Below are 24,346 nucleotides of genomic sequence, written 5' to 3' on the forward strand. Positions count from 1 at the left end.
TGGCGGATCCTGTCTGTGACATCCCTGAAAGTGACTGAGAGCGCGCTGAATAAAAACCAGCCCCGGAAGAACTTCATGTACCGCGAGCTTCGATCTTGTACGTCAAGACCGGTAGCTGACTTAGCTACTGGCAAACATCGGAACATATCAGGTAATCCAGACATGCCGAGCGTTCCGATTTTCAGTAATAACCGGAACTTAGTGTCCAAACGGACTCAGGGCAGGCACGATCCCCCGGAACGGTAAATCACCAAAAATCCCGCCAGGCAATACAACCGCTACAGACAACCGGGATTCCGGATTCGGAAAGAAGACTGAATTATTCGCGCGGAGACGCGAGTCTTACCACTGGACACCCAGCATGAGAGAATTCAGACCACTGCCGATTCCCAGCAGGGCAATTTTGGCGTCGTCCTGCAGAATCTGATCCTGAATCCCGAGCGCCCATGCCATGGGGAGGGCTGCGGCTCCAGTGTTACCCAGCCGTTCAACAGTCGGGTAATCCAAAGCGGGATCGAGGCCCAGCTTGTCCAGCAGCAGTTTCCGGTGGGCTTTACCGACCTGATGTGTGAACACCTGGTTCACATCCTCGTTTTCCCAACCCAGCGTGGTTTTGGTCGCTTCCCAGGTCGGAATCGCCAGGTTAACTCCTGCTACCAGCAGGGATTCGGAATCGGTCTGCATCCGCGGACGGTGATCGCCGTGCTTCTGGGCTTCGACACCCCCGGCACAGAGCTCGTGGCTGGACGTGTCAGTCTGGAAACTCCCCCCCAGCAGACGATGACCGGTTTTACTTAACTTACGGTCACAAAGCAGGATCGCTGCAGAACCACTGCCAATCGTCAGGGAGGCGAAATGATTTTTGATTGATTTGCGGGTCAACGTGCTGTCTTCCAGCAGATCATCGATGGTCCCTTCCACCAGATCGCGTCCGACTTCGGTTCCCACCACAATCCCGGCACGAATCTGACCCATTTCGATCATATTGGCCAGGAAAACCATACCGTTTAACAGACCCAGGCAGGCATTACTGACGTCCAGAACGAGGGAGCTCTGGGGAAGTTGTGTGGCATGATGCACACCACTGGCGGTCGCCGGTTCCAGCTGATCGCGACAGACGGAGCCATGAATCAGGCCGCCGATATGTTTGCGGTCGAATCCACTTTCGTCGAGCATTTGATTTACGGTCTGCGCACTGATCGAACCGGGGAGCGTTCCGGGATCAAAAAAGCGGCGTTCCTGGATACCCGTCATCAGCTCAAGTCGGCCTGCAGGCAGACCTAATCGATCGTAAACCGGGGCCAGACGCGCTTCGAGTTCATCCGAAGTGACAACGTGGGGGGGAAGCGTACAACTGACAGCTTCGACGCAGACATGCTCATAACGCATAGGAGGTAAAATATTCCCATCTCATCAGATCATAACAAACACGGTACGCTGCGCGGCGGGACTGGGCCAATGCGCGCAACGCGAACCGTCCTATTGAATTGAATCTGGGAACTAAACTCAACCTAAGCGCTGGTAATTCTCAAACCTGAGCAGCACTTTCCTGGCGCGGTGAAGAATTCAGAGTCTTTTCGAGAGCGGTAATTTCTTCCAGCTTCTCGGTCCGGCTACGGACGTATTCAGGTGTGGGATCTTCCACTCGCAGCTTTTCCGCACTTTTAACGTAGCGCAAACCTGACAAAAGGAGGTCCAGTTGTTTTTCCGTAATATTGATATTTGCGATTTCTGCCATAGGTAAACAAAAACTCTCTCGAGGTGATCCGGAGAATTCAGTCCACAACAACCTCCTGCTGCTGTTACTGACACCATATTAGTCAATCACCAGACTAAATTTCAACCAGTTTTTACAAAAACACATCCTGTCTGGCTGCTTTAATTCATCGACCTCTCAATCAAGTCCGCTTTGAAACCATTTCTGGTGCTGTTGAATCCCTTACAGCCGGACTGATTGTATTGATCGACAACGTCTTATTTACTGATCATTACATCAGTCAAACTGCCCGTAAATTACCATGTGAGAAGGCTTCGGCCATCGCCAGAGGTACTTCTGCTTCCGCCAGGACGACTTTCGCCTGGTTTTCCTGAGTTCGGGCTACCATCTCCTGTTCGGAGGCAACCGCCTCAGCACGGCGTTCTTCTGCCCGGGCCTGGGCAATTCGTACGTCCGCTTCTGCCTGGTCTGCCCGCAGGCGGGCGCCAATATTCTCGCCCACATCAATGTCGGCGATATCAATTGAAACAATCGAAAACGCAGTCTGGGAATCCAGGCCCCGGTCCAGCACGTTGCGGGCAATCACGGACGGATTCGCCAGAACTTCTTTATGACTTTCACAGGAACCGATGGCGGAGACGATCCCCTCGCCGACACGAGCGATAACCGTATCTTCCGTAGCGCCTCCCACCAGCTGGTTCAGGTTGGTTCGCACCGTGACGCGAGCACGGGCTTTCAGCTGAATGCCGTCTTTCGCGACGCCATCCAGAGTCGGCCGACCACTCTTCTTTGGATCGGGACAGTCGATGACTTTGGGATCCACGCTGGTTTCCACCGCGCTGATGATGTTTCGTCCTGCCAGGTCGATCGCACAGGCGGTATCCCAGTCGAGTTCGATCCGGGCCCGGTGTGCAACAATCAGGGCATGCACCACACGATGCACATTGCCCCCCGCCAGGTAATGGGCTTCATAGGACTGCGTGGGAATATCTGTCAGCCCCGCCTGGACCGCCATGATTTTGGTGTCCACGATCACCGAAGGTTTTACCTTCCGGAGCGACATGAAGACCAGAGCTAACGGGCCGATCTTCGCACGGGAAAAGAAGGCCTGGATCCAGAGCTTGAAATACCGGGCGAACAACGCCAGAAAGACGATGCCCAGGATGATACAAAATCCCCCGAGCAGAAATCCCGCGATTTGCCAAAGATTATCCATAGTCTGCTTAACTCCCTGCAAGTAGTTGATTTCGAGAGGTCTCTCTCCCGCGTATCATAACGGTCTGATAGTCAGTTCCGAAAGGATTTTTGCACGCTTTTTCTATTTTTCCACACCTACCCGTATTGGATACGGAATTGGACTTCTCCCGGATCATTCTGTTTTTGAAAAGAGTTTTCGTCGGGCGATTGGAAATCAGCAGGGCTCGTTTTATTCTGGAATGGAGTCGGCACCCCTCGCCCGCCCGGGAATCGGCTGCCTGAAATGACACTTTCCGATCGAATCGAACTTTTTAAACACAGGAACCGAAAATGAGCATCGAGGCAAAAATTCAGGAACTGAATCTGGAACTCCCTGAAGCCCCCAAACCAGGTGGAATCTATAACCCCGTCGTCCAGGTGGAAGACATGCTGTATATCTCCGGTCATGGCCCCGTCAAAACGGATGGCTCTATGCACAAAGGACGGGTTGGTGAAGAAATCACCGAAGAACAGGGTGTTGAAGCAGCCCGCGCTGTTGGTCTGACCATGCTGGCGACCCTCAAACAGTACCTGGGTGACCTGAATCGCATCGATCGCTTCGTCAAAGTGCTCGGCATGGTCAATGCCGCCCCCGATTTCAAACATCATCCGCAGGTCATCAACGGCTTCAGCGATCTGATGGTGCAGATTTTCGGCGAAAATGGTCGCGCCGCCCGCAGTGCCGTCGGCATGGGTTCACTGCCCGGAAATATCTCTGTCGAAGTCGAAGCCATCGTGCTGCTCAAGAAAGAAGCCCGGCCCTCCATCTAATCTGGATGCTCCGAACGCTCCTTTTTCTCTGAAACTGATATTCTGAACACGCATTTTACCCCGATTCACCTTCCCGAATCGGGGTAAAATGATTAAAAACAGCTTCAACTCCGTTCAAATTGACGTTTTACGGGAAGGGACACCTTCTCACTGTGAGAAAGGATTCTCATCGTGCCTGCGGCAGATCTGATTATCTTCGGAGGAGGCATTGCCGGCCTCTGGACCCTGAGCGAAGCCACGCGGCGGGGATACCGGTGTCTTCTGCTCGAAGCCTTCGAACTGGGCAGCGGCCAGACCATTGCCTCCCAGGGCATCATTCACGGCGGATTGAAATACACGCTGCAGGGCATGATGACCGGATCCGCACGCGGAATTCGCGAGATGCCACTGATCTGGCGGAAATCCCTCACCGGCGAACAGACCCCCGATCTCTCGCAGACCGAAGTCCGCTCACCCCACTGTTATCTCTGGCGAACCGAATCCCTCTCCTCACGGCTGGGAATGTTCGGTGCCAAAATGGGTCTCCGCGTCGCACCTCGAAGTCTGACCGCTGACGAAACACCATCGGTCCTCGCCGGCTGCCCCGGTTCCATCGGCGTCATGGAAGAACAGGTGATCTCCCCCTTCAGCCTGATCAGCAATCTGGCACAAACGCACGCCGACCAGATTTTTAAATATGATCCCGCACAGCTGACCTTTCAAACAGACACACACGGAAACATCACCGCAATTCAACTGCAGACCACCGAGGGCGATCCACTTACGATCAACCCTCGTTCTGTTCTGCTGACTGCCGGCAGCGGTAACGAATCGCTTCGCACCCAGGCACGCCCGGATGCCGTTTCTCAGACCGCCCCCTTCATGCAACGACGCCCCCTGCACATGGTTCTCGTGCGGGGTAAACTGCCACCGTTCAACGGGCACTGTGTCGACGGCGCTAAAACGCGGGTGACGATCACTTCGGATACCGACTCTCAGGGACGCACGGTCTGGCAACTGGGAGGACAAATCGCCGAACAGGGCGTAGGTCAGTCACGACAGGAACTCGTCGCTCACGCTGCCCGGGAGCTAAAGGCTGTCATGCCCGGGATCAACGTCGCTGGCCTGGAATGGACTTCGTACCAGGTTGATCGCGCCGAAGGAGCCACGAAGTCAGGCCTGCGACCCGAAACACCTCAACTGGTTGTTGAAGGGAATCTGATCACCGCCTGGCCTACCAAACTGGCTTTGGCACCACAGCTGGCAGAAGATGTGTTCGACTGCCTCAAGAAACAGGGAATCTCGCCTGCGTCTGGCGAGAACTCCGATCTCACGGCACTCCAGAAATTAGCCCGCCCCACAGTCGCGCTGCCTCCCTGGGAGACAGCATCGGAGTGGCTGACGCTGGAAGAGAACGACGCACGTAACACCGCCGCCTGAAGCAGAAAGACTTATCCGCATGCAATATCGTCCCCTGGGAAATACGGGTGCTTCCATCAGTGCTCTTGGCTTTGGTGCGTTCAAAATCGGCCGCAATCAGCAGATCAAATACAGTCAGGCTTACGACCTGCCCGCTGACGACACCACCGAAACGCTACTCAACTCGATTCTCGATCTGGGTATCAATCACATCGATACGGCACCCGCGTATGGCATCAGCGAGGAACGTATCGGCCGCTTTCTGTCACACCGCCGCGCTGAGTTTCTGCTGTCGACCAAAATCGGTGAGACCTTCGAAAACGGACAATCAAACTACGACTATTCTCGCGCGAGTCTGACCGCCAGCCTGGAACGGAGTCTGCAACGCCTCAAGACCGATGTGCTCGACATGGTCCTGATTCACTCCAACGGAGACGATCAGAAAATTCTTAACGAGAGCGATGCCGTCGAGGTCCTGCAGTCGTTTCAACAGGCGGGCAAGATTCGCTGGATCGGTCTCTCAGGAAAAACCGTGGCAGGTGGCACTGCAGCTCTGAAGTGGGCTGATCTCTTGATGGTCGAATATCACCTCGAAGATCCTTCCCACGCAGAACTGATTCAACGTGCTGCGGACCAGGGTGTCGGCATTCTGGTCAAAAAAGGGCTCGCTTCCGGACATCTCCCCCCCGCGGAAGCGATTGCGTTTGTTCTGGAAAATCCGGGAGTCAGTAATCTCGTTGTGGGTGGCTTGAATCTCGCACACATCAAAAATAACTGGCAAACCGCGGGTGCGGTTTCTCTGCGACCAGCTGCGTAAGTACGCTTAATCCTCTATGAAAAGGGGACGCGGGAATTACGCAGGAAGATTTAATATTGCGCGATTCCTTGGCTTCTGATTGCATTGACCGTGATTTCTCGCTGAACGTCCGCATTCTCAACTCGTGGTCGGCTTGGCATTCATGACCCGGAGGGCTATAAAAGAGATTGTATTGAGAACCCTTCGAAACCCCTGATGAGTTTCCTGCCATGCCGCCCAAAGTTGGCCTGTTTATCCCCTGTTATGTTGATCAGCTGTTCCCGCAGGTGGGGATTGCCACTCTGAAAATCCTCGAGCATTTCGGGGTCGAAGTCGACTATCCCGAAAGCCAGACCTGCTGCGGTCAACCGATGGCCAACACCGGCTGTACGAATGAAGTCGGACCGCTGGCAAAACGCTTCGTCGAGATTTTCAAAGCATACGACGCCGTCGTCTGCCCCTCGGGAAGTTGTGTCTCGATGGTCACGCATCACTACGACGAATATTTCCAGAACGATGCCGACTACGAAAACCTCAAAGGTAAAACCTATGAGTTCACAGACTACCTGACCACCGCACTGGGAGTAAAACAGTTCGCGGGTCGCTTCCCTCACAAGGTCGGCCTGCATCAGAGCTGTCACGGTTTAAGAGAACTCCGCCTGGCCAGTTCCAGCGAAATCGTGGGCGAACCCTTTGGAAACGCCCGGGCTCTGCTCGAAAGCATCGAAGGGGTCGAAATCACGCAGCTGCAGCGGCCCGACGAATGCTGCGGCTTCGGGGGAACGTTCTCCGTGGCGGAAGAAGCGGTCTCCTGCATGATGGGCGAAGACCGCGTCCACGATCACGAGCAGGCGGGCACCGAAGTCCTCACCGCTTTGGATATGTCCTGCCTGATGCATCTGAATGGCATCATCCGTCGGCAGAAGAAACCGATCCGGGTGATGCACATCTCCGAAATTTTTGCTGAGTGTTTATAACATGCCTTCACATCCCCAATTAGCAGCAGAATTCATCGAGAACAAAGACCGTGCGCACTGGCATGATCAGTCGCTCTGGTTCGTTCGCTCCAAGCGGGACAAAGCCGTCAACCAGCTCCCCGAATGGGAACTGCTCCGCGAACAGGCTTCACAGATCAAACAGCACACGGTTTCCGATCTGCCAAACCTGCTCGAAGAATTCGAACGCAACGCGACTGCCCGCGGCGTGCACGTCCATTGGGCCCGTAACGCGACCGAGCATAACGAAATCGTCCATGGCATTCTGAAACAGCACAACGTGAGCCGCGTAGTCAAAAGTAAGTCGATGCTCACCGAAGAATGTCATCTCAACCCTTACCTCGAACGGCATGGAATTGAGATCATCGACACCGACCTCGGCGAACGCATCGTCCAGATGCAGAACATGCCTCCCAGTCACATCGTCATGCCCGCGATTCACATCAAGAAGGAAGAGATCGGCGAGCTGTTCCACGAAAAACTGGGCACCGAAAAAGGGGCCACCGATCCCCAGTACCTGACCGAAGCCGCCCGCCAGCATCTCCGGCAGAAGTTCATCCAGGCCGAAGCAGGTATTACCGGGGTCAACTTCGCGATCGCGGAGACCGGCGGATTTGTTGTCTGCACGAATGAAGGTAACGCCGACCTCGGAACCTCGCTCAATAAATTGCACATCGCCTGCATGGGCATCGAAAAACTGATTCCCCGTGCCGGCGATCTGAGCGTCTTCCTCCGGCTGCTGGCCCGCTCGGCGACCGGACAGCCGATTACCACCTATTCCTCGCACTTCCATGGACCGGCCCCCGGACAGGAAATGCACATTGTTCTCCTGGACAATGGTCGCAGTGAAATATCCGGCAGCGATGAATTCCGTCGCTCGCTGAACTGCATTCGCTGTGCCGCCTGTATGAATACCTGCCCCGTCTACCGACGCAGTGGCGGATACAGTTACAGCAATACGGTTCCCGGACCCATCGGTTCGATACTCGGACCGGCCCGTGATCCAAAGGAGAACTCTTCGCTGCCCTTCGCCTGCAGTCTGTGTGGATCCTGCACCGACGTCTGTCCGGTCAAAATCGATCTGCATCATCAACTGCTCACCTGGCGGAAAGAAATTCGCATCAAGGGCTTTCTCCCCTTCTCCAAACGGATCTCCATGAAAATGATGTCCTGGATGATGCAGGCACCGAAGCTCTATAAACTGTCCGGTAAGCTGGCACGCTGGATCGTACCAAAACTACCCCGCTTCCTGCTGTATAATCGCCTGAACGACTGGGGAAAACAGCGGGAGCTGCCCGAATTCCCCAAACAGAGTTTCCGGGAATGGATGAAAGAGAATCATGACAAAAAGTAAAGACGACATTCTCAGCAAGCTCCGGAAGCAGTCGGTCCCTCCCGTCGAACTCCCCAACCTGGAAGCTCCCGAACTCAAACAGCGGTGGATTCAGTATCCCGATCCGACGGCGCAGTTCACCGAGGTTCTTTCCGGCGTTGGTGGGATCTGCCTGGAGGTCAAAGACGTTGCCGAAGCGACTCAGAAACTCGCAGAAATGCCTGCGTTCACCGATGCCAAAAAAGTCTGTTCGCAGATCTCCGAATGCGGCAATCCGAATGTTTCGATCCCCGAAATCACCGACCCCCACGATTTCGAAGACATCGATTTTGCCATTCTTCCCGGCGAATTCGCTGTCGCAGAAAACGGTGCCGTCTGGATTACCAACGACGGCGGACCAGCGCGTGTGCTCTACTTTCTCGCACAGCACGTCGCCCTGCTCGTGCCTGCTTCCGCAGTGATCAACAACATGGCCGAAGCTTACGAACGACTCGCTTTTGCGGAGAACAGCTTTGGAACCTTCATGTCCGGCCCATCCAAAACGGCCGACATCGAACAGTCACTGGTGATCGGAGCCCATGGCGCACGCTCCCTGATCGTCTTCCTCGTCGAAGACGCATTTCAGACGAACTGACGGGAAATTCCAAAAATCTTGTAACCCGTTTCCGCTCAGACAGGTACACTGATACAGACGCTCCGGTTCTCGCTTGAGCTCCAGTTCGTCACGTATTCTCATTGTCATCTATCCGTCGATTCTTCTTTGATATGAAGGGGTTCCTCAGTGCAGACATTGTCGAGAACTTCACTCTTTCAACGCGTGACTCTGACCCTCTCCTTTCTGGCCATCAGCACCCTGGCCCTGGCGCAACCCAAATCGGACGAACCCCGCAAAGACAAGATCGACTGGAACCAGCCCATCGCCGTGGCCTCGATCGCCAGCATCGACCGGGTCCTGGATGACGTCGACTATATGTTCTCCACCATCGACAAACCCGAGTATCCCGCGATGATCAAAGGCTTCCTGGCCCAGTATCGCAACCTGGAGGGCATCGATAAAACCAGACCACTGGGCGCCTTTGTCTTTCTGAAAGAAGGCATCTCGCCACAACCCGAAGTCGTCGGCTTTATCCCCATCAAAGACCTGGATGCTCTGAAAACGACACTCGAAGAAGTCGGCATTTTCCTCAACCCGGTTCCCGATCAGGAGAACCGTTACACGGTCGCCCTGCCACAATTCTCCCTGCACCTGAAAATGGCCCATGACTACGCCTTCGTGCAGATCAAAAGCGAAGCCCTCGACCGCGACTTTTACAACCCCGACGAATTCACCAAACCGCTGGCAGAAAAGTACGACATCGCAGCATCTCTGCTGCTGAAGAATGTTCCCGAGCCAATGCGAATGATGGCTGTCGACCTGGCCAGTGCCCGCATCGACGATCAACTGCAGAAGAAAGAGAGCGAAACGGACCTCCAGTTCGAAAGCCGCAAAGCCACAACCATGATGATCTTCAAGCAGTTCCAGACAATTGCCAAAGAGGGCGCCGCGTTGACCTTTGGTTACGAACTCTCCCGGGAGAAAAAACAGATCCTGCTGCATTTCGGTATCGATGCCAAACCGGGAACCGATTTAACAAAACAGCTGGAAGCACTCTCTCAGAAAGCCAGCCAGTACTCCTACCTGAATGCCACCGACTCCGATGTGCTGGGATACACGATCGTTCCCCTGCACAAAGACATTGAACAGAAGATGCTGCTCGACGTCATCGAACAGTCGAAATCCAATGTGCCTCCCGTGTTTTTCGGCAGCGAAGCCAACCCGGGACCAGCTGCAAAAGTCTTCAAGTCGGCAGAATCAACGGTCAAGTCCGGTAAACTCGATGCCCACATTAAACTGGTTCAGAACGGCGACGAGAAACTGGCATTGATTGGCGCTTTGAAACTCCAGGAGGCGGCTTCGTTCCGCGAAGGCCTGCAGGAATTCTTCGATCTGATCTCCCAGGCAGAAGATACCAAAGGCATCAAAGCCAATGTGGCGGAGGTCGAAGGTGTCGTCATTCATCAGATCTCTCCCGATAACGTGAAAAACAACGCCCGGGATATCTTCGGGGAAAACCCCGTCATTTTCCTCGGCTGCAGTGATACAGAGTGCTGGGTCGCGATGGGCGAACCATCGAGCCTGGAACTGCTCTCCGCCTCGATCTCCGCAGCAGCCAAACAGGGTAAACAGACAAAACCCGGCTCCCCCTTCCTGTTCTCTTTGAAGTTCGCCTCGATTCTCCCCCTGGCCAGTCAGAAGAATAAGGATCCGGAATTTGTGGAATCCGCGAAAGTCGCCTTCGCTACCGGTGGCGATCTGGTAACCTTTTCTCCTAAAATCACCGCCAGTCAGTTCAGCCTGAACCTCGAACTGGGTGAAGGGTTCATTCGGCTGTTTTCCCTCGCGATAGCCAATAGATAGTAGAATTCCCCGTATGTCTGAGTCCGAAATCGAAACACTCCCTTTTCTGACACCAGACTTACCGGGGATCGGCGGCCAGCTGAAACAGACCCCCGAGGACTTCGTCGTCGACGAAATTCCCGTCTACGAACCCACGGGAGCCGGCGAACACCTGTTCCTCTGGATTGAGAAACGGGACGTCTCCGCCCCCTACCTGGTGAAGAACCTGGCCCGCATACTGCAGATCAATCCACGCGATATCGGCGTCGCCGGACTCAAAGACCGCTTTGCAGTCACACGTCAATATGTGTCTGTCCCCGCCGAGTGTGAACCGCTGGTTGAAACCTTCGAATTCACCGGTATCCAGATTCTCAAAGCAACCCGACACGAGAACAAACTCAAAACCGGGCACCTCAAAGGGAATCGCTTCTCGATTATCGTCCGCGATACGGAAGACGACGCCTTCGACAAAGCGCAAGCGATTCAGGAACAGATCGCCCAGACCGGTTTTCCGAATTACTACGGTGCCCAGCGGATGGGTCACGACAACGAGACCTTCGACATGGGGCTCAAACTGCTCCAGGGAAAGCGGGTCCCGGGAAAATACATGCGAAATAAAGCCCTCAAGCGGCTGGCTCTCTCGGCTGTGCAATCGGCGCTGTTCAATCGCGCGCTCGCCAACCGGATTCTCGCCGGTCAGCAGCAGAGCGTTCAAATGGGAGATGTCATGCAGGTCTGTGCGTCGGGGGGACTGTTCGTCGTTGAAGATGTCACCGCCGAACAGCAACGATTCGATCAGGGAGAAACCATGATTACCGGCCCCCTGTTCGGTCCAAAAATGAAACAGCCGACTCAGGAAACATCCGCACAGGAACAGCAGGTCCTAAACGACTTTGGACTGGAGCCCGATCTGTTTAACCGCTATAAAAAACTGACCGCGGGAACCAGGCGCCCCTACCTGATCCGGCCGGAAGCACTCCAGCTGGAACCAACTGAGAATGGGGTACGCTTCGAGTTCACGCTCCCCTCCGGCGTGTATGCGACCATGCTGCTCAGGGAGTTCATGAAAACGGAACTCGCCGGGGATACGACCGAGACAAGTTAACGAAAGGATGTCGCTGTGAAAGTTCTTATCGACCAGAACGAAATCAACTCACGGGTAATCGCGCTCGGACGCGAACTGGCCCAGGAATACCAGGGCCGCCCCTTAACGATTATCGGCATCCTCGCCGGCAGCCTGGTTCTGCTGGCAGACCTGATTCGTGCCATCGATGTACCGCATCAGGTCGGACTGCTCCAGGCATCCAGCTATCGCGGCAAATCAACCAAACCTGGTGAGCTATTCGTCAATCTGGATTATCTGCCCGACCTCAGCGAACGTGATGTCCTGCTGGTCGACGATATTTTCGATACCGGGAAAACCATGCAGAAGGTCATGGCACAGATCAGCGAACAGGAACCACGCTCACTGAAAACCGCAGTCCTGCTCTGGAAAGAGGAAGCCACTGAAGTCGATTTCGGACCGGACTATCACTGCTTCAAAATTCCCGATCACTTCGTCGTCGGCTATGGTCTGGACTTCAACAACGAGTATCGGCACCTTCCGTTCATTGCTTCCCTGGAAGGCTCCGATCTCGTCTGATTCGCCAGCTGAAGACCTCGATGATTAAATATCGAGGTTCTTCACATCCAAAGCATGCTTCTCGATGAACTCGCGGCGGGGTTCCACCACGTCACCCATCAGGACGCGGAAGATCTCATCGGCGGCAGCGGCATCTTCCATACCGACCTGCAACAGAACCCGGTTCTCGGGATCCATGCTGGTGTCCCACAACTCTTCTGAGTTCATTTCGCCCAGTCCTTTGAAGCGGGTCAGTTTCAGGCCTTTTTCACCCAGATCACGCAGCGAGGGAAGCAGCTGACGCAGACTGCTGAGCTTGACGTTGCTGTTGCCGCTGTGAATCGTAAACGGGAAGATCGGCTCCCCGTTCCGGTTGCCGGGCGAATAGAAATCCTTCAATGCGATACCGTAACCCTTGAGCTGTTTCAGGTACTCATTGATCGAGCGGATCTCGTGAATGTCCGTGACCTGCAACCCATCATCTTTGCCGAAGTCTTCTTCATCCTCTTCGGAATCGGATGAGGAATCACCGTTTTCATCGGCAATCCGCAGTTCTTCGCCCCGCTTCTGTTCTTCCTCTTTCAGGAATTCTTTCATATCATCCTGCGAAGTGAACCAGAACTGTTCCTTACCCAGAAAGATTCGGTATTGAGGCAGCAGTCCCTCGTCAGTGGCGTGATTCTGAGCCAGGAATTTCAGGTCAATCCCGCGGCGGTCCAGTGTTCCCAATGGCTCTTCGAGTTCGCCCACCAGCTTGACCAGCTTATCGAGCATTTCCGTTTCGAATACGGTGCCGTCTTCACAGGTCAGGTTCGCATCGCCCAGAGCCAGTTCTACCAGCTCGTTCATCATCTCTTCCTGGGTCTGTACGTAGCGCCGTTTTTTACCCTGTTCGACGCGGTACAACGGAGGCTGAGCAACATAGACACAGCCATGGTTCACCAGTTCCCGCATGTGGCGGAAGAAGAAGGTCAGCAGCAGCGTACGAATGTGGCTACCGTCGACGTCGGCGTCGGTCATCAGAATGATCTTACCGTAACGACGTTTGGTCACATCATCAAACTCAGCTCCCGGGGGAACACCCACGGCTTTGAAGATGTTGGAAATTTCCGCGTTATCCAGCACTTTGACCAGCTGGGCTTTTTCCACGTTCAGGATCTTACCACGCAGCGGGAGAATCGCCTGAATGTTCGAATCGCGACCGGTATCCGCAGAACCACCGGCCGAATCCCCTTCGACCAGGTACAGTTCGGTGATGTCCAGCTCACGACTGCGGCAGTCGCGAAGTTTTTCAGGCAGGCCGCCGGTCGTCAGCGCACCTTTACGCCGTACCATTTCGCGGGCCTTCTTGGCGGCTTCGCGGGCTTCTGCTGCCAGCAGACCTTTCTGAGCGATCTTCTTGGCAACCGAGGGGTTCTCTTCGAAGAACTTCATCAGCTTCTCGTTGACAACCGTCTGCACAATCCCTTCGACTTCGCTGTTACCCAGCTTGGTTTTGGTCTGCCCTTCGAACTGGGGATCGGGCACACGCACGGTAATCACTGCGGTCAACCCTTCGCGGAAGTCATCACCACTGGGTGTGAAGTCCTTGAACAGGTTGGCTTTCTTACCGTACGCGTTGATCGAACGGGTCAGAGCACCACGGAAACCGGAGAAGTGCGTTCCCCCTTCGATGTTGAAAATGTTGTTGGCAAAGCAGCGGACATTTTCGGTAGAGCCATCGTTGTGCTGGACAGAGATGTCGACCTGCACCCCTTCCATCTCTCCCTGGATCGAAATGATTTCCTCATAGAGCACATTCTCCGTCCGGTTCAGATAGCGGACGAATTCGACCAGCCCGTCTTCGTAGTGGAATTCATCCGTCTGTCCCGAACGTTCGTCGATGATCCGGATTTTCACACCCGCATTCAGAAACGCCAGTTCCTGGAGTCGCTTGGTCAGCGTGTCGTAGATGAACTTCGTATCGGGGAAGATCGTACCATCGGGTTTGAAGGTAATCTTCGTTCCGCTCTTTTCGGTTTTGGCCAGCTTCTGCAGCGGTGTTTTCACGAGCCCTGCAGCGAAGTCCATGGTCCAGACGTGACCTTCCCGGCGGACTTCCGCTTCGAGCCATTCACTGAGCGCATTCACCGCGGTAATCCCGACGCCGTGCAGACCACCGGTTCCGGTTTTATAACCCCCTTCGCGGTCGAACTTACCCCCGGCGTGAATTTCGGTCAGCACTACTTCCAGAGCCGGCCGGTTGTTCATATCGGGCATTGCCCCGACGGGAATTCCTCGACCATCGTCGCTGCAGCTCACGCTGCCATCCGCGTTGATTTTAACATTGATCACGGAGGCGTAACCGTTCACACATTCGTCGATGGAGTTATCCACGATTTCATAAACCAGGTGATGCAGACCCCGCAGCGTGGTATCGCCGATGTACATCGCGGGGCGGGTGCGAATCCCTTCTACACCTTCCAGGGCTCGAATATTCGATTCATCATAGCCCGCTTTTTTCAGATCTGCCTGACTCTCTTGTTGATCGCTCACTCTAATTTCACTCCCGTGAATTCCTGAATCGTTACCCGTTAGGATAACGATCGCTGATTAGTGACGGACGGCAAACAGAAATTTCCCATTCCATTTTACCCCTGCCTGCTGTCCTGATTTGTTTTCGATTTCAATCGGAACCGCATGTCGCGGACATTCTGTTTTCCATACTCTTTCTGCAGCTTCTGCAGCAGCGACATCTTGTGAAACGAATTCAACTCATTCAACAGAGCTGAATTGTCGACACCGATCTGCACGATCCGGTTCTTGATCCCCAGGATCGTGGTCTGGCTGGCAATCTTTTCGCCGGCCACCTGTTGCCAGGCCTGTTTCAGTCGCTGATCTCCCTGAACCCGAGCCAGCCCTTTCATCGCAATCAGTTCCGAGAGCACCTGGGAGACAGGTGTCGCGGCCGGAATCGCGCGGCAGGTCTTGAATTCGTATTTCTCTGACATGAATTACCGTGCCTGTGAGAGGGGCATGATCACGTAGGTGTAACCATCGTCGGTCTTGAGGACGGCAGCGCTGTCGGAATCGATCAGCTGCAGCTGGATATGAGCGGCGGAATCCAGAGCTTTGAGGAAGTCTGCCAGGTAGCGGACGTCAAAGGTGATGACGATTTCCTCGCCTTCAAAGGGAATCGGGATTTCAACCTTCGATTCCCCCACAGAGGCAGCCACACTCTTCAGCGTTAACAGGCCACTGTTGAAGATAAAATCAACGCCCCGGGTTTCCACGTCGGTCACAATCTGAGCCTGACGGACGGCACCGAAGAAGGTTCCGACTTCCAGGTCGATACTGTGAGTCGCTTCTGGTGGAATGACATCCCGATACTTGGGAAAGCGGCCTTCTACCAGGCGAGCAAAAATTGTCGAACGACCACTTTTGACGATCACGTCATTGGCCCGAATCGCAATCTGGATGTTGCCTTCATCGCCGGTCAGGCTCTTTTCGATCAGCGTCATCGCCTTGGCAGGGATCACGGGCCGATTGTTTTCATACGCCTCTGATCCCTGATAGGAACAGGCGGATTCTACCATCGCCAGACGACGTCCATCGGTCGCCGCCAGCGTCAGCTTATCCCCTTCCACGTCGAACAGTACGCCACCCAATGCATAGCGGGTGCTTTCCGGATCGGTCGCGAATACGGTCCGCCGGATCATTTCCCGGAAGGACTGCATGGGAATTTCGAAGTAATTTGATTCTTTGAATGTTTCTACTGCGGGAAATTCAGAAGGATCGTGGACTGACAGACGGAATTCGCTCTTGCCTGAGGAAATCAGAATAAAGTCCTGTTCGGTTTCCTCGTCCTTCTTCAGTTCGATCTCGACCGAATCGGTTGTGGATTCTTTCAGGATCGAGACCAGCTCGTGAACCGACAGCAGGATCTCTCCGGGAATCGTGACATCCACTTCATCGAAGTCGTAACGGATGCTGACTTCGAGATCGGTTCCACTCAAGGTTGCCTTGCCGTCTCCTGCTTCGAGTTTGGCGCACTTCAGGATCTCCTTGGGAGTGCGTGAACTGATGACGCTTCCAATGATCTGGAAACCGGACAACAGGGCCGATCGTGAACAACTGAGCTTCATGTGTGAGTCAACTTTGTATTAGATTTTTGATGGGTAAATTGTGCTGCCCCGCATGTCTTCTGGAACTCATTCTGGCAGCGATAAGATATCGATTTTCTGATGTCTGTATTTTATGTGATTCAAAGCATTTTCACAATCATCGGAGAGACGCGAATCTCGACATGCCAGGGGTTTTTCAGAACCCTTTTTCTCTAAAAATTAATTAATTTATTATTAGTATTATCTAGGCGAGGTAGATTCTGTTAAGAAGTGAGGAGATATCGATATAAGGTGTTACTATGAAACATCTTATATCGGTTGTCGACGAGGCTTTGTATGTCGATAACCTGTCAATGGAATGTGGCGCTGCAGGGGAGGCAATGATGAGAGTCAGCAGGGGGTGTGGAGGCTACTTTTCAGCGCGTTCAGAACCCGAAAATGGCTCCACATTTCTCAACCGGAAATCAACATGTTATGCACAAAATGGCCACCAGCAACCGGGAGAATTCGAGATGGAATCCTTTATCTGACCGGTCGGGTCTCTGTGATTTCACTCTCTGCTATAACAGGTATACTCCCAGTTGTTGCTTAATGCGAGAAATCTGCTGACGTAATCCAGGTGATTTTTCGAGATCGGTCTGAATTTGACGACAGGCATGAATAACCGTGCTGTGGTTCTTCCGATTGAAGTAATTTGCGATTTTGGCTAAAGATTCATCGGTCAGTTCCCGGGAGAGAAACATCGCACACTGCCGCGGCAGAACATACTGTTGTGACCGGTTGGCAGAACGGATTTCGGCCAGGGTTGTTTTAAATTCCCGGCAGACCGCGCGCGTGATTTTCGCGGTACTTGTGCGGGGAGGTTCGAGGTTGCCCTGCAGATACTGTTTCACGAAGCGACTATCCAGGGGCTGACGATTGATCCGACTGACGGTTTGCAGCTGTTTCAGCACCGCAAACAGCTCACGCGGCGAGAGGTCTTTCTTTTGTGCGATCAGCGTCAGCTCTTTTTTCGGCAGGGGAATTGCTTCCACCTCGGCCCAGAATTCCAGTAATTCCTGTCGGCTCTGAAATTCCAGAGGCGGAATCGCCGCACAGATCCCGCCATGAAAGCGATTGGTCAGCTTTTTCAGAAACAAGGCCAGTTCCCCGGGCGGCTTCGTCGCAGACACGATGATCCGCCCCCCTGGCCCAGAATGTCATCGAGAGTAGACAGCAGCTCCTGCTGCGTGTGAGAGCGGTTTTCCAGGCTATGCACGTCTTCCAGGATCAGCAGATCGAGTCCCCGCAGCCCTTTCTGAAAGTCGGTAATTTGCTGGTTTGATGACGCCAGGGCAAAGCGGGCGGCAAATTCGCTCGCGGTCAGGAGTTCCCATTCTGCCCCGGGATGCAAGGCGAGATACTCGGGCAACAGATGATGAATCAGGGCTGATTTGCCGCATCCGGAGGGGCCATACAGGTAAATCAGCTGGGGATCCGGCGTCTCAAGAGAGTGCAGTAACTCGGAGACAGCCGTGCTGGCATACTGATATTCTTTCAATATCTTGAAAGGTGTCTCGAATGACTGCTGCTGAGATGGACCGGATTTTGACATCATCCCAAATCTTTTTCTCAGTAATGTCCCGCAATCGGGGAGTATTACAGCTTAAACATACGCGTCTGGCTCTGTGAACTGATGATGGCCGAATCCGATTCGCTGATGAAATCGACTGACACATCAAAGTCACTGCAAATGTTCTCCATCACGGACTGCAGCTCGAGGATGTCGAGCGATTTGGGTACCGCCACCTTGATCATCATCTCAAATGTCTGCCCATCGGAGGAACTGGTGGCAGACAGGTCAATGATGTCCACGCCATCCTGTCCCAGCTGGGATGAGATGCGTCTGAGAATCCCGGGACGGTTGGTTCCCGCGATGGCCAGCAGGTACTTGATGCAGTCTTCCGGAGGCAGCATGGAAGGCACGTCTACATCCGGGTCTTTAATGGAAACATCCACATTGAACGCGTTACAGATTCCCTCAATGTGTTCCTGGATCAGGGTTGGATCGCGCTCTTCAGGGAAATCGGCGGCAATCACGATGTTGAAAAAGTTCTGGATCACTGCAATGCTGGCTTCATGCAGGTTTGCGCCCAGTTCATCCATGGCGGTTGTGACCGCGGCCATGATGCCTACGCGGTTCGCAGATAAAAGTGAGATAATGTAACGTTTCATACCAGACTCCGGTTCTGTCGAGATAGACAAACTGATCTCGATGCGCATCGTTCCTGAATCGAGAGGGAATCGCTATTGTAGCGAATGGGGGTTCAAAATTGCGATAAGGAAACGAAAATAATCTGAAAGTCTGTCCCAGTCCTTTCCCGTCAGACTGAGGAGGCTTTTGTACTATCATTCGTGCTTGCATTGCTGTAAGTTGTTATCTGCCAACAGCTCAGATCGGGTAACCGATCGTGGCTTTTTCTGCGATCTATTCAATATGGGAACTGGTTTATGGTTCGCCTTGTTTCACTCAGCATCATTTTCTGCCTGATCCTGTTCCTGGGAGTGACCTTCTTCAAGGTAATCATGCCGTTCCTGCTGCCCCTTTTTCTGGCAGCCGTGGTCGCCATGGTCAGTCAGCCCCTGCTCCAGTATTTCATCAAACGGGTCCGGGGCCACGTCCGGATCGCCGCAGGCATCACAACCACGCTGATCATTTCCGCAATCTTTGTTCCTCTTTGTGTGGGGATTTTCCTGGGTTCCCTGCAGCTGTTTACCACGGTGGTGAATGCGCTGGATGAAGCCAACTGGAACAAAACCGTGCAGTCGGTCCGCGAAAAAGTGGAGGTCAGTAACGTCAAACTGCATCAGTTTGTGGAATGGTCCAACGAATACCTGGGAAAAGAGGAAGCTCCAGAAGAAGGAACGAACAACCAGGAACAGTCGAAAGTCGCTGATGATTTCGTCCGGAAGAATCTGCAGGCGACTCTGGTTCCGATCGCCAAGCGTTCGCTCGGTTTCGCCGCTTCGACCGTGGGGATGCTGGGGACCATCTTCTCCGCAGTGATCGCGTGGATCATGTTTGTGATTGCCCTGTATTACTTTCTGGCCGATGGATACGTGCTCGTCGAATCGACGCAGTCCCTGATTCCCGTACACCTGGATTACCAGCGGCAGTTGATCGATAAGTTCCAGAAAGTCGTGCGGGCCGTGGTTCTGGGAACTTTCCTGGCGGCCATTGGTCAGGGACTGATGACTGCGATCGCCTTATACATAGTCGGCTTCGAGCATTTCTTCATTCTTCTGATCCTCGCCACGATCACGTCGATGGTTCCCCTGATGGGATCCTGGATTATCTGGGGGCCCTGTGCCGGCTGGTTGATGTACCAGGGAGACTGGGGGGCTGCGATCTTCCTGACCCTGTTCGGGACGCTGGTGGTCGGCACGTTGGACAACGTCATCCGTACCTATGTTCTGCAGAGTGACGCGAAACTGCATCCCCTGCTCGCCTTCGTCAGTGTGCTGGGCGGACTGCAGATGATGGGACTCTGGGGTGTGTTCATCGGCCCGATCGTCGCTTCCTGTCTGCACGCACTGGTACAGATCTTCAATGCCGAGCTTCGTGCTTTCTCCAAGGAGAAATTCAACAGCAATAACCTGCTCGACCTGGTTCCTGAAGAGGAAAAAGCAAAACAGGAAGATGAGCAGCAGTCAGGACCCAAAGCAGAGACAGAGACTACCAGGGCAGATGCACCTGTGGAGGGCCCGTCGCCAGAGACGGAAACAAAAGCAGAGTCTCCCGAGTCACCGGAATCCCCGCCAGAGCAGAAGCAGGAGAAGAAATCGCCTGAGTCGGATTAGTGGCTGGTACTCAGCGTGAAGATCGGCAACAGCATCGAGAGTGCAATAAAACCGATGATCGAGCCCATGCAGACCACCATCAACGGTTCGACCAGGGTCGTGGCGGACTTGATGGCAATTTTGACATCCCGATCAAAGTAGTCGCTCAGCTTATTGAGCACCATTCCCAGTCGGCCCGTCGATTCGCCGGAAGCGATCATCTGCTGCATCGTGGGGGGAAATAATGATTTGCCTTCCAGTGCCTCGTGAATCTGTTTTCCGGTCGTAACCTGCTCACTGATCTCCATCCAGCTCTGTTTGAAATAGACATTGTCGGATACACCAGCGCTCAGTTCGATGGCTTCCAGCATGGGAACTCCCGCGTTAACCGTTGTGGCCAACGTACGGATACTGCGGCTGATGGCCAGTTTTTTCAGCATCGAGCCAAAGACCGGCATCCGAATCAGACACCAGTCGAACGTCGCTTTGCCCCAGGCCTGATTCCGCATATAGAAGAAAAAGCCGATCACAGCCGCCAGAAACAGCAGTAGCAGATACCAGTAAGAGGTGATGGCCGTCGAGACGAAAATCATCATTTTCGTCGGTGTGGGGACCGCAGCACCACGGGCTGCGAACATGGGCATCAGCTTGGGAAAGACGTATGTCAGCAGGAAAATACAGATGCCGATACACATCACCAGCATCACGGCCGGGTAGATCAAAGCCCCTTTCACCTGCTGAATGGTTTCCTGTTCTTCTTCAGCCTGCTGTGCGATGCGGTTCAGCATCTGCGGCATCGTACCGCTGGCCTCGCTGGCTTTGATGAGGTTCACATAGGTTTTATCGAACAACCGTGGAAATTCACTCAGCGCGCTGGAGAGGTCGCTTCCCGCTTCAACGTCTTTCTGAATGCAGGCCAGAATCTCGGCGAGTGTTTCGTTTTCAATCTGCTTCGCAATTCCTTCCAGGGCTGTGGCCACGGGCACTCCCGCGTCGACCATAATCGCCATCTGGTTGGTGAAATAGATCACGTCCTTTCGAGAGACCCGTTTTTTACGGGTTGCTGCCAGCCCCTTGGATGACTTTTCATCCGCCTCTTCCAGGGAGAGCAGATACAGACCTTCCTGGCGCAGCTTGGCAACCGCCTCTTCCCTGGTCTCTGCGACCAGTTCACCGGACTGATTCTGTCCTGTCGTGTTGCGTGCGATATATTTGAATTGCATGGTTCTGCCTGTCCCTCATCGATCCTGTTAAGCCAGTAATCCATGAGAATATTCTTTGCCCGACGCTTCGCCCTTCAATTCCTGCAGGTGTTCGTCCACGGTTTCCGCGTCGACTTTACCGTTTAACAGCAGTTCTTTGAGAGCCTGTTCCATCGTCTGCATACCCAGGCGACGGTTCGTCGAAATAATGCCTGGAATCAGATGGGTCGTCGATTCGCGAATACTGGTTTGAATTGCCCGATTCGTCAGCATGATTTCCACAGCAGCCACACGGCCGTTGGACATCGCCGCTGGTAATAAGCGTTGGGTAATGACAGCCCTTAACGATTCCGCCAGATGGCTGCGGACCTGGGATTGTTCTTCCGGTGGAAAGACTTCGACCAGTCGATCGACAACTCCCGCTGCGCTGGAAACATGCAGTGAAGCGAGTACCAGGTGACCGGTCTCCGCAGCCTGCAGGGCAACCCGAATGGTATCCAGATCCCGCAATTCCCCGATCAGAATCACATCCGGATCCTGCCGCAGGATATGTCTCAGCCCCGAGGTGAACCCGGGACAGTCTTCGCCGATCTCCCTTTGTTCGATCAGTGATTTCCCGTGCTGGAACTGGTATTCAATCGGATCTTCCAGGGTGATGATATGTTTTGAATCCCGCTGATTAATAGCTTCGACCATGGCCGCCAGCGTGGTGGACTTACCGGAACCGGTCTGCCCGGTCACCAGGATCAGCCCGGTTTTGAGCCGCGTCAGTTCTTCTACGACAGGGGGCAGCTCCAAACTGCTCAACGCACAGACTTCATTGGAAAATCGACGGATGGCAGCCGCCAGAGAACCGCGCTGCACATGGATATTGAAACGGAAACGCCCCAGCCGCGGAATCGTGATCGCGAAATCGACGTCCTTCTGCTTTTCGAGAATTTCTTTCTGTTGCACCTTCATCACCTGGTCGCACAGATCACGAATCGTTTCGGGATCCAGCGGTTCCAGGGCGGTGGTGCGCAGCTGACCGTCGATACGGAACATGGGCGGTGCGTCGGTTACCAGCAGGATATCCGAAGCATCACTGTCCACAGCCGCGTGTAACAGATCGTTCATTTCCATCGGGCGTTACTCTCTATCTCTTCAGCGTGATGCCGTTATGAATGGGAACGGATCAGCGCGGGTTTTTGGGGAATCCAGCCGTCATCACTGACTTTGATGGCTTCTTCCACTGTCGTCAGTCCTTCCTGGGCTTTACGCAGAGCGTCATACCGCAGGGGGATCATGCCATTGTTCTGTGCATATTCTTTGACTGCTGCCACCGTAGGATTGGATGAGATGATTTCCCGCAGATGATCATCAACGGTCAGAATCTCATGCACGCCGATTCGGCCGGAAAATCCGGTATTGCGGCACCGCTTGCAGCCTTTGTTCTTATAAAATTCGTTCGCTTCCAGGCCGACCCGTTCTACCGCCAGTTGCATCGCCTTGGGCAGTTCATACGGTGTTTTGCATTTCGGACACAATTTACGACAGAGTCGCTGCGCCAGTGCCATGTTGACGGCTGCCGCAATCAGGTAATCGTCAACGCCCATGTTAATCAGACGGGTAATCGCGGAAATCGCATCATTGGTGTGCAGCGTACTGAAGACGAGGTGCCCGGTCAGGGCTGCCTGGATGGCGATCTTACCGGTTTCCTGGTCGCGGATTTCGCCCACCATCACCACATCCGGGTCCTGTCGCAGCAGACTCCGCAGGATCGTGGCGAATGACAGACCGATTTTTTCATTCACCTGGAACTGATTGATAATCGGCAGCTGATATTCGATCGGGTCTTCGACCGTACAGACATTTTTCTCAATCGAGCTGACGGCATTCAGAGCCGCGTACAGGGTGGTACTCTTACCACTACCGGTAGGCCCGGTCACCAGAATGATGCCGTTCGGTTTTTCCAGCTGTTCGGTGAAGTTTTCCAGAACTTCGGAACTGAAGCCCAGCTGTTCGAGTGAAACATTGACGCTGCGGTTATCCAGAATACGAATCACGACCTTTTCACCGCTCGGCATGGGAAGCGTACTCACACGCAGGTCGATTGGACGTCCTTCCATCAGGACGTGAATTCGTCCATCCTGTGGCAGACGACGTTCGCTGATGTCGAGGCTCGCCATGATCTTGATACGCGAAGAAACCGCAGGCGCCAGATGCACGGGCGGCTCAAGTGCCTGGTGCAGCACTCCATCCACGCGATAACGCACCCGCAACTGCTGTTCGTTGGGTTCGATGTGAATATCGCTGGCCCCCTCGCGGACCGCATTGTAGATAATGTAATTGACCAGTTTGATGATCGGACTCTGGCCGGCAAACTCGACGTCGAAGCCGATGTCGTCGATCGATTCTTCAATCAGTTCGACATTGGTGCCGTTCGCATCATCGATGATGTCGTCGATCACGAACACGTTCGTGTTCGGCATGTAGGTCTGCACCATCCGGCGGATTTCGCGGGCGCTGGCAGCGACAATCTGGATTTCTGACTTGGTCAGGTCGCGGAGCTGGTCGACCAGGAAGACGTTCGTCGGTTCCGCTACCGCAACAGTCAACACGTTGCGGACTTTGAACAGGGGCAGCACCGTATGCTTTTCCACAAATTCACGTGGCAGAACATCGAAGATTTTCGAGTCGAACATGCGGCTGTCGAGCTGCACGTAGGGAATGCGATATTCCAGAGCAAGGCATTCCAGCACCTGCTCTTCGGTGCAATATTCGTTGTTGACCAGCAGCTCACCCAGCAGTTGACTGCCATCTCCCTGAGACTGTTCCTCCAGCGCGGACTCCAGCTGTTCTGCGGTGACATACTCTTTGAAGATGAGCAGATCACCGAGCCGCATTTTCGGTTGTAAGAGGGAATTGGTATTCATGAC

At 54.0% G+C, this 24,346-nt stretch carries 22 protein-coding genes; 10 read left to right on the forward strand and 12 right to left on the reverse strand.

The features are described from left to right. Positions 1-342: 342 nt before the first annotated feature. The 3 genes from F1728_RS13930 to floA form a co-directional block, all read right to left on the reverse strand. The gene (locus F1728_RS13930) at positions 343-1,389 is read right to left on the reverse strand and encodes a 3-oxoacyl-ACP synthase III (protein WP_155364622.1); all 1,047 of its coding nucleotides are present in this window, start codon (positions 1,387-1,389) and stop codon (positions 343-345) included. Between the two features lie 139 nt (positions 1,390-1,528). Beyond that, positions 1,529-1,786: a hypothetical protein gene (locus F1728_RS13935; RefSeq protein ID WP_145035323.1), complete on the reverse strand. Its 258-nt coding sequence runs from the start codon at positions 1,784-1,786 to the stop codon at positions 1,529-1,531. 211 nt (positions 1,787-1,997) lie between these two features. Next, positions 1,998-2,933 (reverse strand): flotillin-like protein FloA, encoded by a 936-nt coding sequence (floA, locus tag F1728_RS13940; protein WP_145179620.1) that lies wholly within the window; start codon positions 2,931-2,933, stop codon positions 1,998-2,000. Positions 2,934-3,244: 311 nt separating this feature from the next. Between floA and F1728_RS13945 the strand changes: the two genes are divergently transcribed. The 9 genes from F1728_RS13945 (at position 3,245) to hpt (ending at position 12,325) form a co-directional block, all read left to right on the forward strand. Beyond that, positions 3,245-3,724, forward strand: coding sequence for a RidA family protein (locus F1728_RS13945; RefSeq protein ID WP_155364623.1), 480 nt, complete (start codon positions 3,245-3,247; stop codon positions 3,722-3,724). A 171-nt stretch (positions 3,725-3,895) separates the two neighbouring features. Further along, positions 3,896-5,143, forward strand: coding sequence for an FAD-dependent oxidoreductase (locus tag F1728_RS13950; protein ID WP_155364624.1), 1,248 nt, complete (start codon positions 3,896-3,898; stop codon positions 5,141-5,143). A 19-nt stretch (positions 5,144-5,162) separates the two neighbouring features. Beyond that, positions 5,163-5,939, forward strand: a complete 777-nt coding sequence (locus F1728_RS13955; RefSeq protein ID WP_155364625.1) for an aldo/keto reductase — start codon at positions 5,163-5,165, stop codon at positions 5,937-5,939. Between the two features lie 209 nt (positions 5,940-6,148). Next, entirely contained in the window at positions 6,149-6,895 is a 747-nt protein-coding gene (locus F1728_RS13960; protein ID WP_155364626.1) for a (Fe-S)-binding protein, read from the forward strand. 1 nt (position 6,896) lies between these two features. Then, on the forward strand, positions 6,897-8,267 hold the full coding sequence (locus F1728_RS13965) for a LutB/LldF family L-lactate oxidation iron-sulfur protein (protein WP_145179612.1): 1,371 nt from the start codon (positions 6,897-6,899) through the stop codon (positions 8,265-8,267). Beyond that, positions 8,254-8,880, forward strand: a complete 627-nt coding sequence (locus F1728_RS13970; protein WP_155364627.1) for a LutC/YkgG family protein — start codon at positions 8,254-8,256, stop codon at positions 8,878-8,880. Before F1728_RS13965 ends, F1728_RS13970 begins: the two co-directional genes overlap by 14 nt. Positions 8,881-9,027: 147 nt before the next feature. Then, entirely contained in the window at positions 9,028-10,704 is a 1,677-nt protein-coding gene (locus F1728_RS13975; protein ID WP_155364628.1) for a hypothetical protein, read from the forward strand. Between the two features lie 13 nt (positions 10,705-10,717). Beyond that, positions 10,718-11,788, forward strand: a complete 1,071-nt coding sequence (truD, locus tag F1728_RS13980; RefSeq protein WP_155364629.1) for a tRNA pseudouridine(13) synthase TruD — start codon at positions 10,718-10,720, stop codon at positions 11,786-11,788. Positions 11,789-11,803: 15 nt separating this feature from the next. Next, positions 11,804-12,325, forward strand: a complete 522-nt coding sequence (gene hpt / locus F1728_RS13985; RefSeq protein WP_155364630.1) for a hypoxanthine phosphoribosyltransferase — start codon at positions 11,804-11,806, stop codon at positions 12,323-12,325. A 24-nt stretch (positions 12,326-12,349) separates the two neighbouring features. Here the strand turns inward: hpt and F1728_RS13990 are convergent, their stop codons facing one another. The 6 genes from F1728_RS13990 to F1728_RS14015 form a co-directional block, all read right to left on the reverse strand. Beyond that, positions 12,350-14,839 (reverse strand): DNA gyrase subunit B, encoded by a 2,490-nt coding sequence (locus F1728_RS13990; protein ID WP_155364631.1) that lies wholly within the window; start codon positions 14,837-14,839, stop codon positions 12,350-12,352. Positions 14,840-14,934: 95 nt separating this feature from the next. Then, positions 14,935-15,294: a DUF721 domain-containing protein gene (locus tag F1728_RS13995; protein ID WP_145035297.1), complete on the reverse strand. Its 360-nt coding sequence runs from the start codon at positions 15,292-15,294 to the stop codon at positions 14,935-14,937. A gap of 3 nt (positions 15,295-15,297) precedes the next feature. Further along, positions 15,298-16,428, reverse strand: a complete 1,131-nt coding sequence (gene dnaN, locus F1728_RS14000) for a DNA polymerase III subunit beta (protein WP_155364632.1) — start codon at positions 16,426-16,428, stop codon at positions 15,298-15,300. A 539-nt stretch (positions 16,429-16,967) separates the two neighbouring features. After that, a complete protein-coding gene (locus F1728_RS32585) occupies positions 16,968-17,579 on the reverse strand; it encodes a helix-turn-helix domain-containing protein (RefSeq protein WP_155364633.1) in 612 nt (203 codons plus the stop codon). Then, positions 17,537-18,004, reverse strand: coding sequence for a DnaA ATPase domain-containing protein (locus F1728_RS14010; RefSeq protein ID WP_155364634.1), 468 nt, complete (start codon positions 18,002-18,004; stop codon positions 17,537-17,539). Before F1728_RS14010 ends, F1728_RS32585 begins: the two co-directional genes overlap by 43 nt. Positions 18,005-18,045: 41 nt before the next feature. Then, on the reverse strand, positions 18,046-18,621 hold the full coding sequence (locus F1728_RS14015) for a glycine cleavage system protein R (protein WP_194242817.1): 576 nt from the start codon (positions 18,619-18,621) through the stop codon (positions 18,046-18,048). Between the two features lie 276 nt (positions 18,622-18,897). On the opposite strand from F1728_RS14015, the gene F1728_RS14020 reads away from it, so the two are divergent. Continuing rightward, entirely contained in the window at positions 18,898-20,247 is a 1,350-nt protein-coding gene (locus F1728_RS14020; protein ID WP_155364636.1) for an AI-2E family transporter, read from the forward strand. On the opposite strand, the gene F1728_RS14025 is transcribed toward F1728_RS14020, so the two are convergent. Genes F1728_RS14025 through F1728_RS14035 form a run of 3 tightly spaced genes read right to left on the reverse strand, consistent with a single transcriptional unit; the run spans position 20,244 to position 24,343 of the window. Beyond that, the gene (locus F1728_RS14025; protein ID WP_155364637.1) at positions 20,244-21,449 is read right to left on the reverse strand and encodes a type II secretion system F family protein; all 1,206 of its coding nucleotides are present in this window, start codon (positions 21,447-21,449) and stop codon (positions 20,244-20,246) included. The two genes, F1728_RS14020 and F1728_RS14025, sit on opposite strands and share 4 nt — an antisense overlap. A 27-nt stretch (positions 21,450-21,476) precedes the next feature. Then, the gene (locus F1728_RS14030; protein ID WP_155364638.1) at positions 21,477-22,550 is read right to left on the reverse strand and encodes a type IV pilus twitching motility protein PilT; all 1,074 of its coding nucleotides are present in this window, start codon (positions 22,548-22,550) and stop codon (positions 21,477-21,479) included. A gap of 35 nt (positions 22,551-22,585) precedes the next feature. Then, the gene (locus F1728_RS14035) at positions 22,586-24,343 is read right to left on the reverse strand and encodes a GspE/PulE family protein (protein ID WP_155364639.1); all 1,758 of its coding nucleotides are present in this window, start codon (positions 24,341-24,343) and stop codon (positions 22,586-22,588) included. Positions 24,344-24,346 lie beyond the last annotated feature (3 nt).

This window comes from Gimesia benthica (assembly GCF_009720525.1).
In the GTDB taxonomy this organism is placed as follows: domain Bacteria; phylum Planctomycetota; class Planctomycetia; order Planctomycetales; family Planctomycetaceae; genus Gimesia; species Gimesia benthica.

What these genes read in the sequence shown, in the direction of transcription:
- F1728_RS14020 (WP_155364636.1), top strand. Translation starts at nt 18,898, where the DNA reads ATGGTTCGCCTTGTTTCACTCAGCATCATTTTCTGCCTGATCCTGTTC.
- truD (WP_155364629.1), top strand. Translation starts at nt 10,718, where the DNA reads ATGTCTGAGTCCGAAATCGAAACACTCCCTTTTCTGACACCAGACTTA.
- F1728_RS13945 (WP_155364623.1), top strand. Translation starts at nt 3,245, where the DNA reads ATGAGCATCGAGGCAAAAATTCAGGAACTGAATCTGGAACTCCCTGAA.
- F1728_RS13930 (WP_155364622.1), bottom strand. Translation starts at nt 1,389, where the DNA reads ATGCGTTATGAGCATGTCTGCGTCGAAGCTGTCAGTTGTACGCTTCCC.
- F1728_RS14025 (WP_155364637.1), bottom strand. Translation starts at nt 21,449, where the DNA reads ATGCAATTCAAATATATCGCACGCAACACGACAGGACAGAATCAGTCC.
- F1728_RS13970 (WP_155364627.1), top strand. Translation starts at nt 8,254, where the DNA reads ATGACAAAAAGTAAAGACGACATTCTCAGCAAGCTCCGGAAGCAGTCG.
- F1728_RS13965 (WP_145179612.1), top strand. Translation starts at nt 6,897, where the DNA reads ATGCCTTCACATCCCCAATTAGCAGCAGAATTCATCGAGAACAAAGAC.
- F1728_RS14015 (WP_194242817.1), bottom strand. Translation starts at nt 18,621, where the DNA reads ATGAAACGTTACATTATCTCACTTTTATCTGCGAACCGCGTAGGCATC.
- F1728_RS14030 (WP_155364638.1), bottom strand. Translation starts at nt 22,550, where the DNA reads ATGGAAATGAACGATCTGTTACACGCGGCTGTGGACAGTGATGCTTCG.
- F1728_RS13995 (WP_145035297.1), bottom strand. Translation starts at nt 15,294, where the DNA reads ATGTCAGAGAAATACGAATTCAAGACCTGCCGCGCGATTCCGGCCGCG.
- F1728_RS13955 (WP_155364625.1), top strand. Translation starts at nt 5,163, where the DNA reads ATGCAATATCGTCCCCTGGGAAATACGGGTGCTTCCATCAGTGCTCTT.
- F1728_RS14010 (WP_155364634.1), bottom strand. Translation starts at nt 18,004, where the DNA reads ATGATGTCAAAATCCGGTCCATCTCAGCAGCAGTCATTCGAGACACCT.
- F1728_RS13960 (WP_155364626.1), top strand. Translation starts at nt 6,149, where the DNA reads ATGCCGCCCAAAGTTGGCCTGTTTATCCCCTGTTATGTTGATCAGCTG.
- floA (WP_145179620.1), bottom strand. Translation starts at nt 2,933, where the DNA reads ATGGATAATCTTTGGCAAATCGCGGGATTTCTGCTCGGGGGATTTTGT.
- F1728_RS14035 (WP_155364639.1), bottom strand. Translation starts at nt 24,343, where the DNA reads ATGAATACCAATTCCCTCTTACAACCGAAAATGCGGCTCGGTGATCTG.
- dnaN (WP_155364632.1), bottom strand. Translation starts at nt 16,428, where the DNA reads ATGAAGCTCAGTTGTTCACGATCGGCCCTGTTGTCCGGTTTCCAGATC.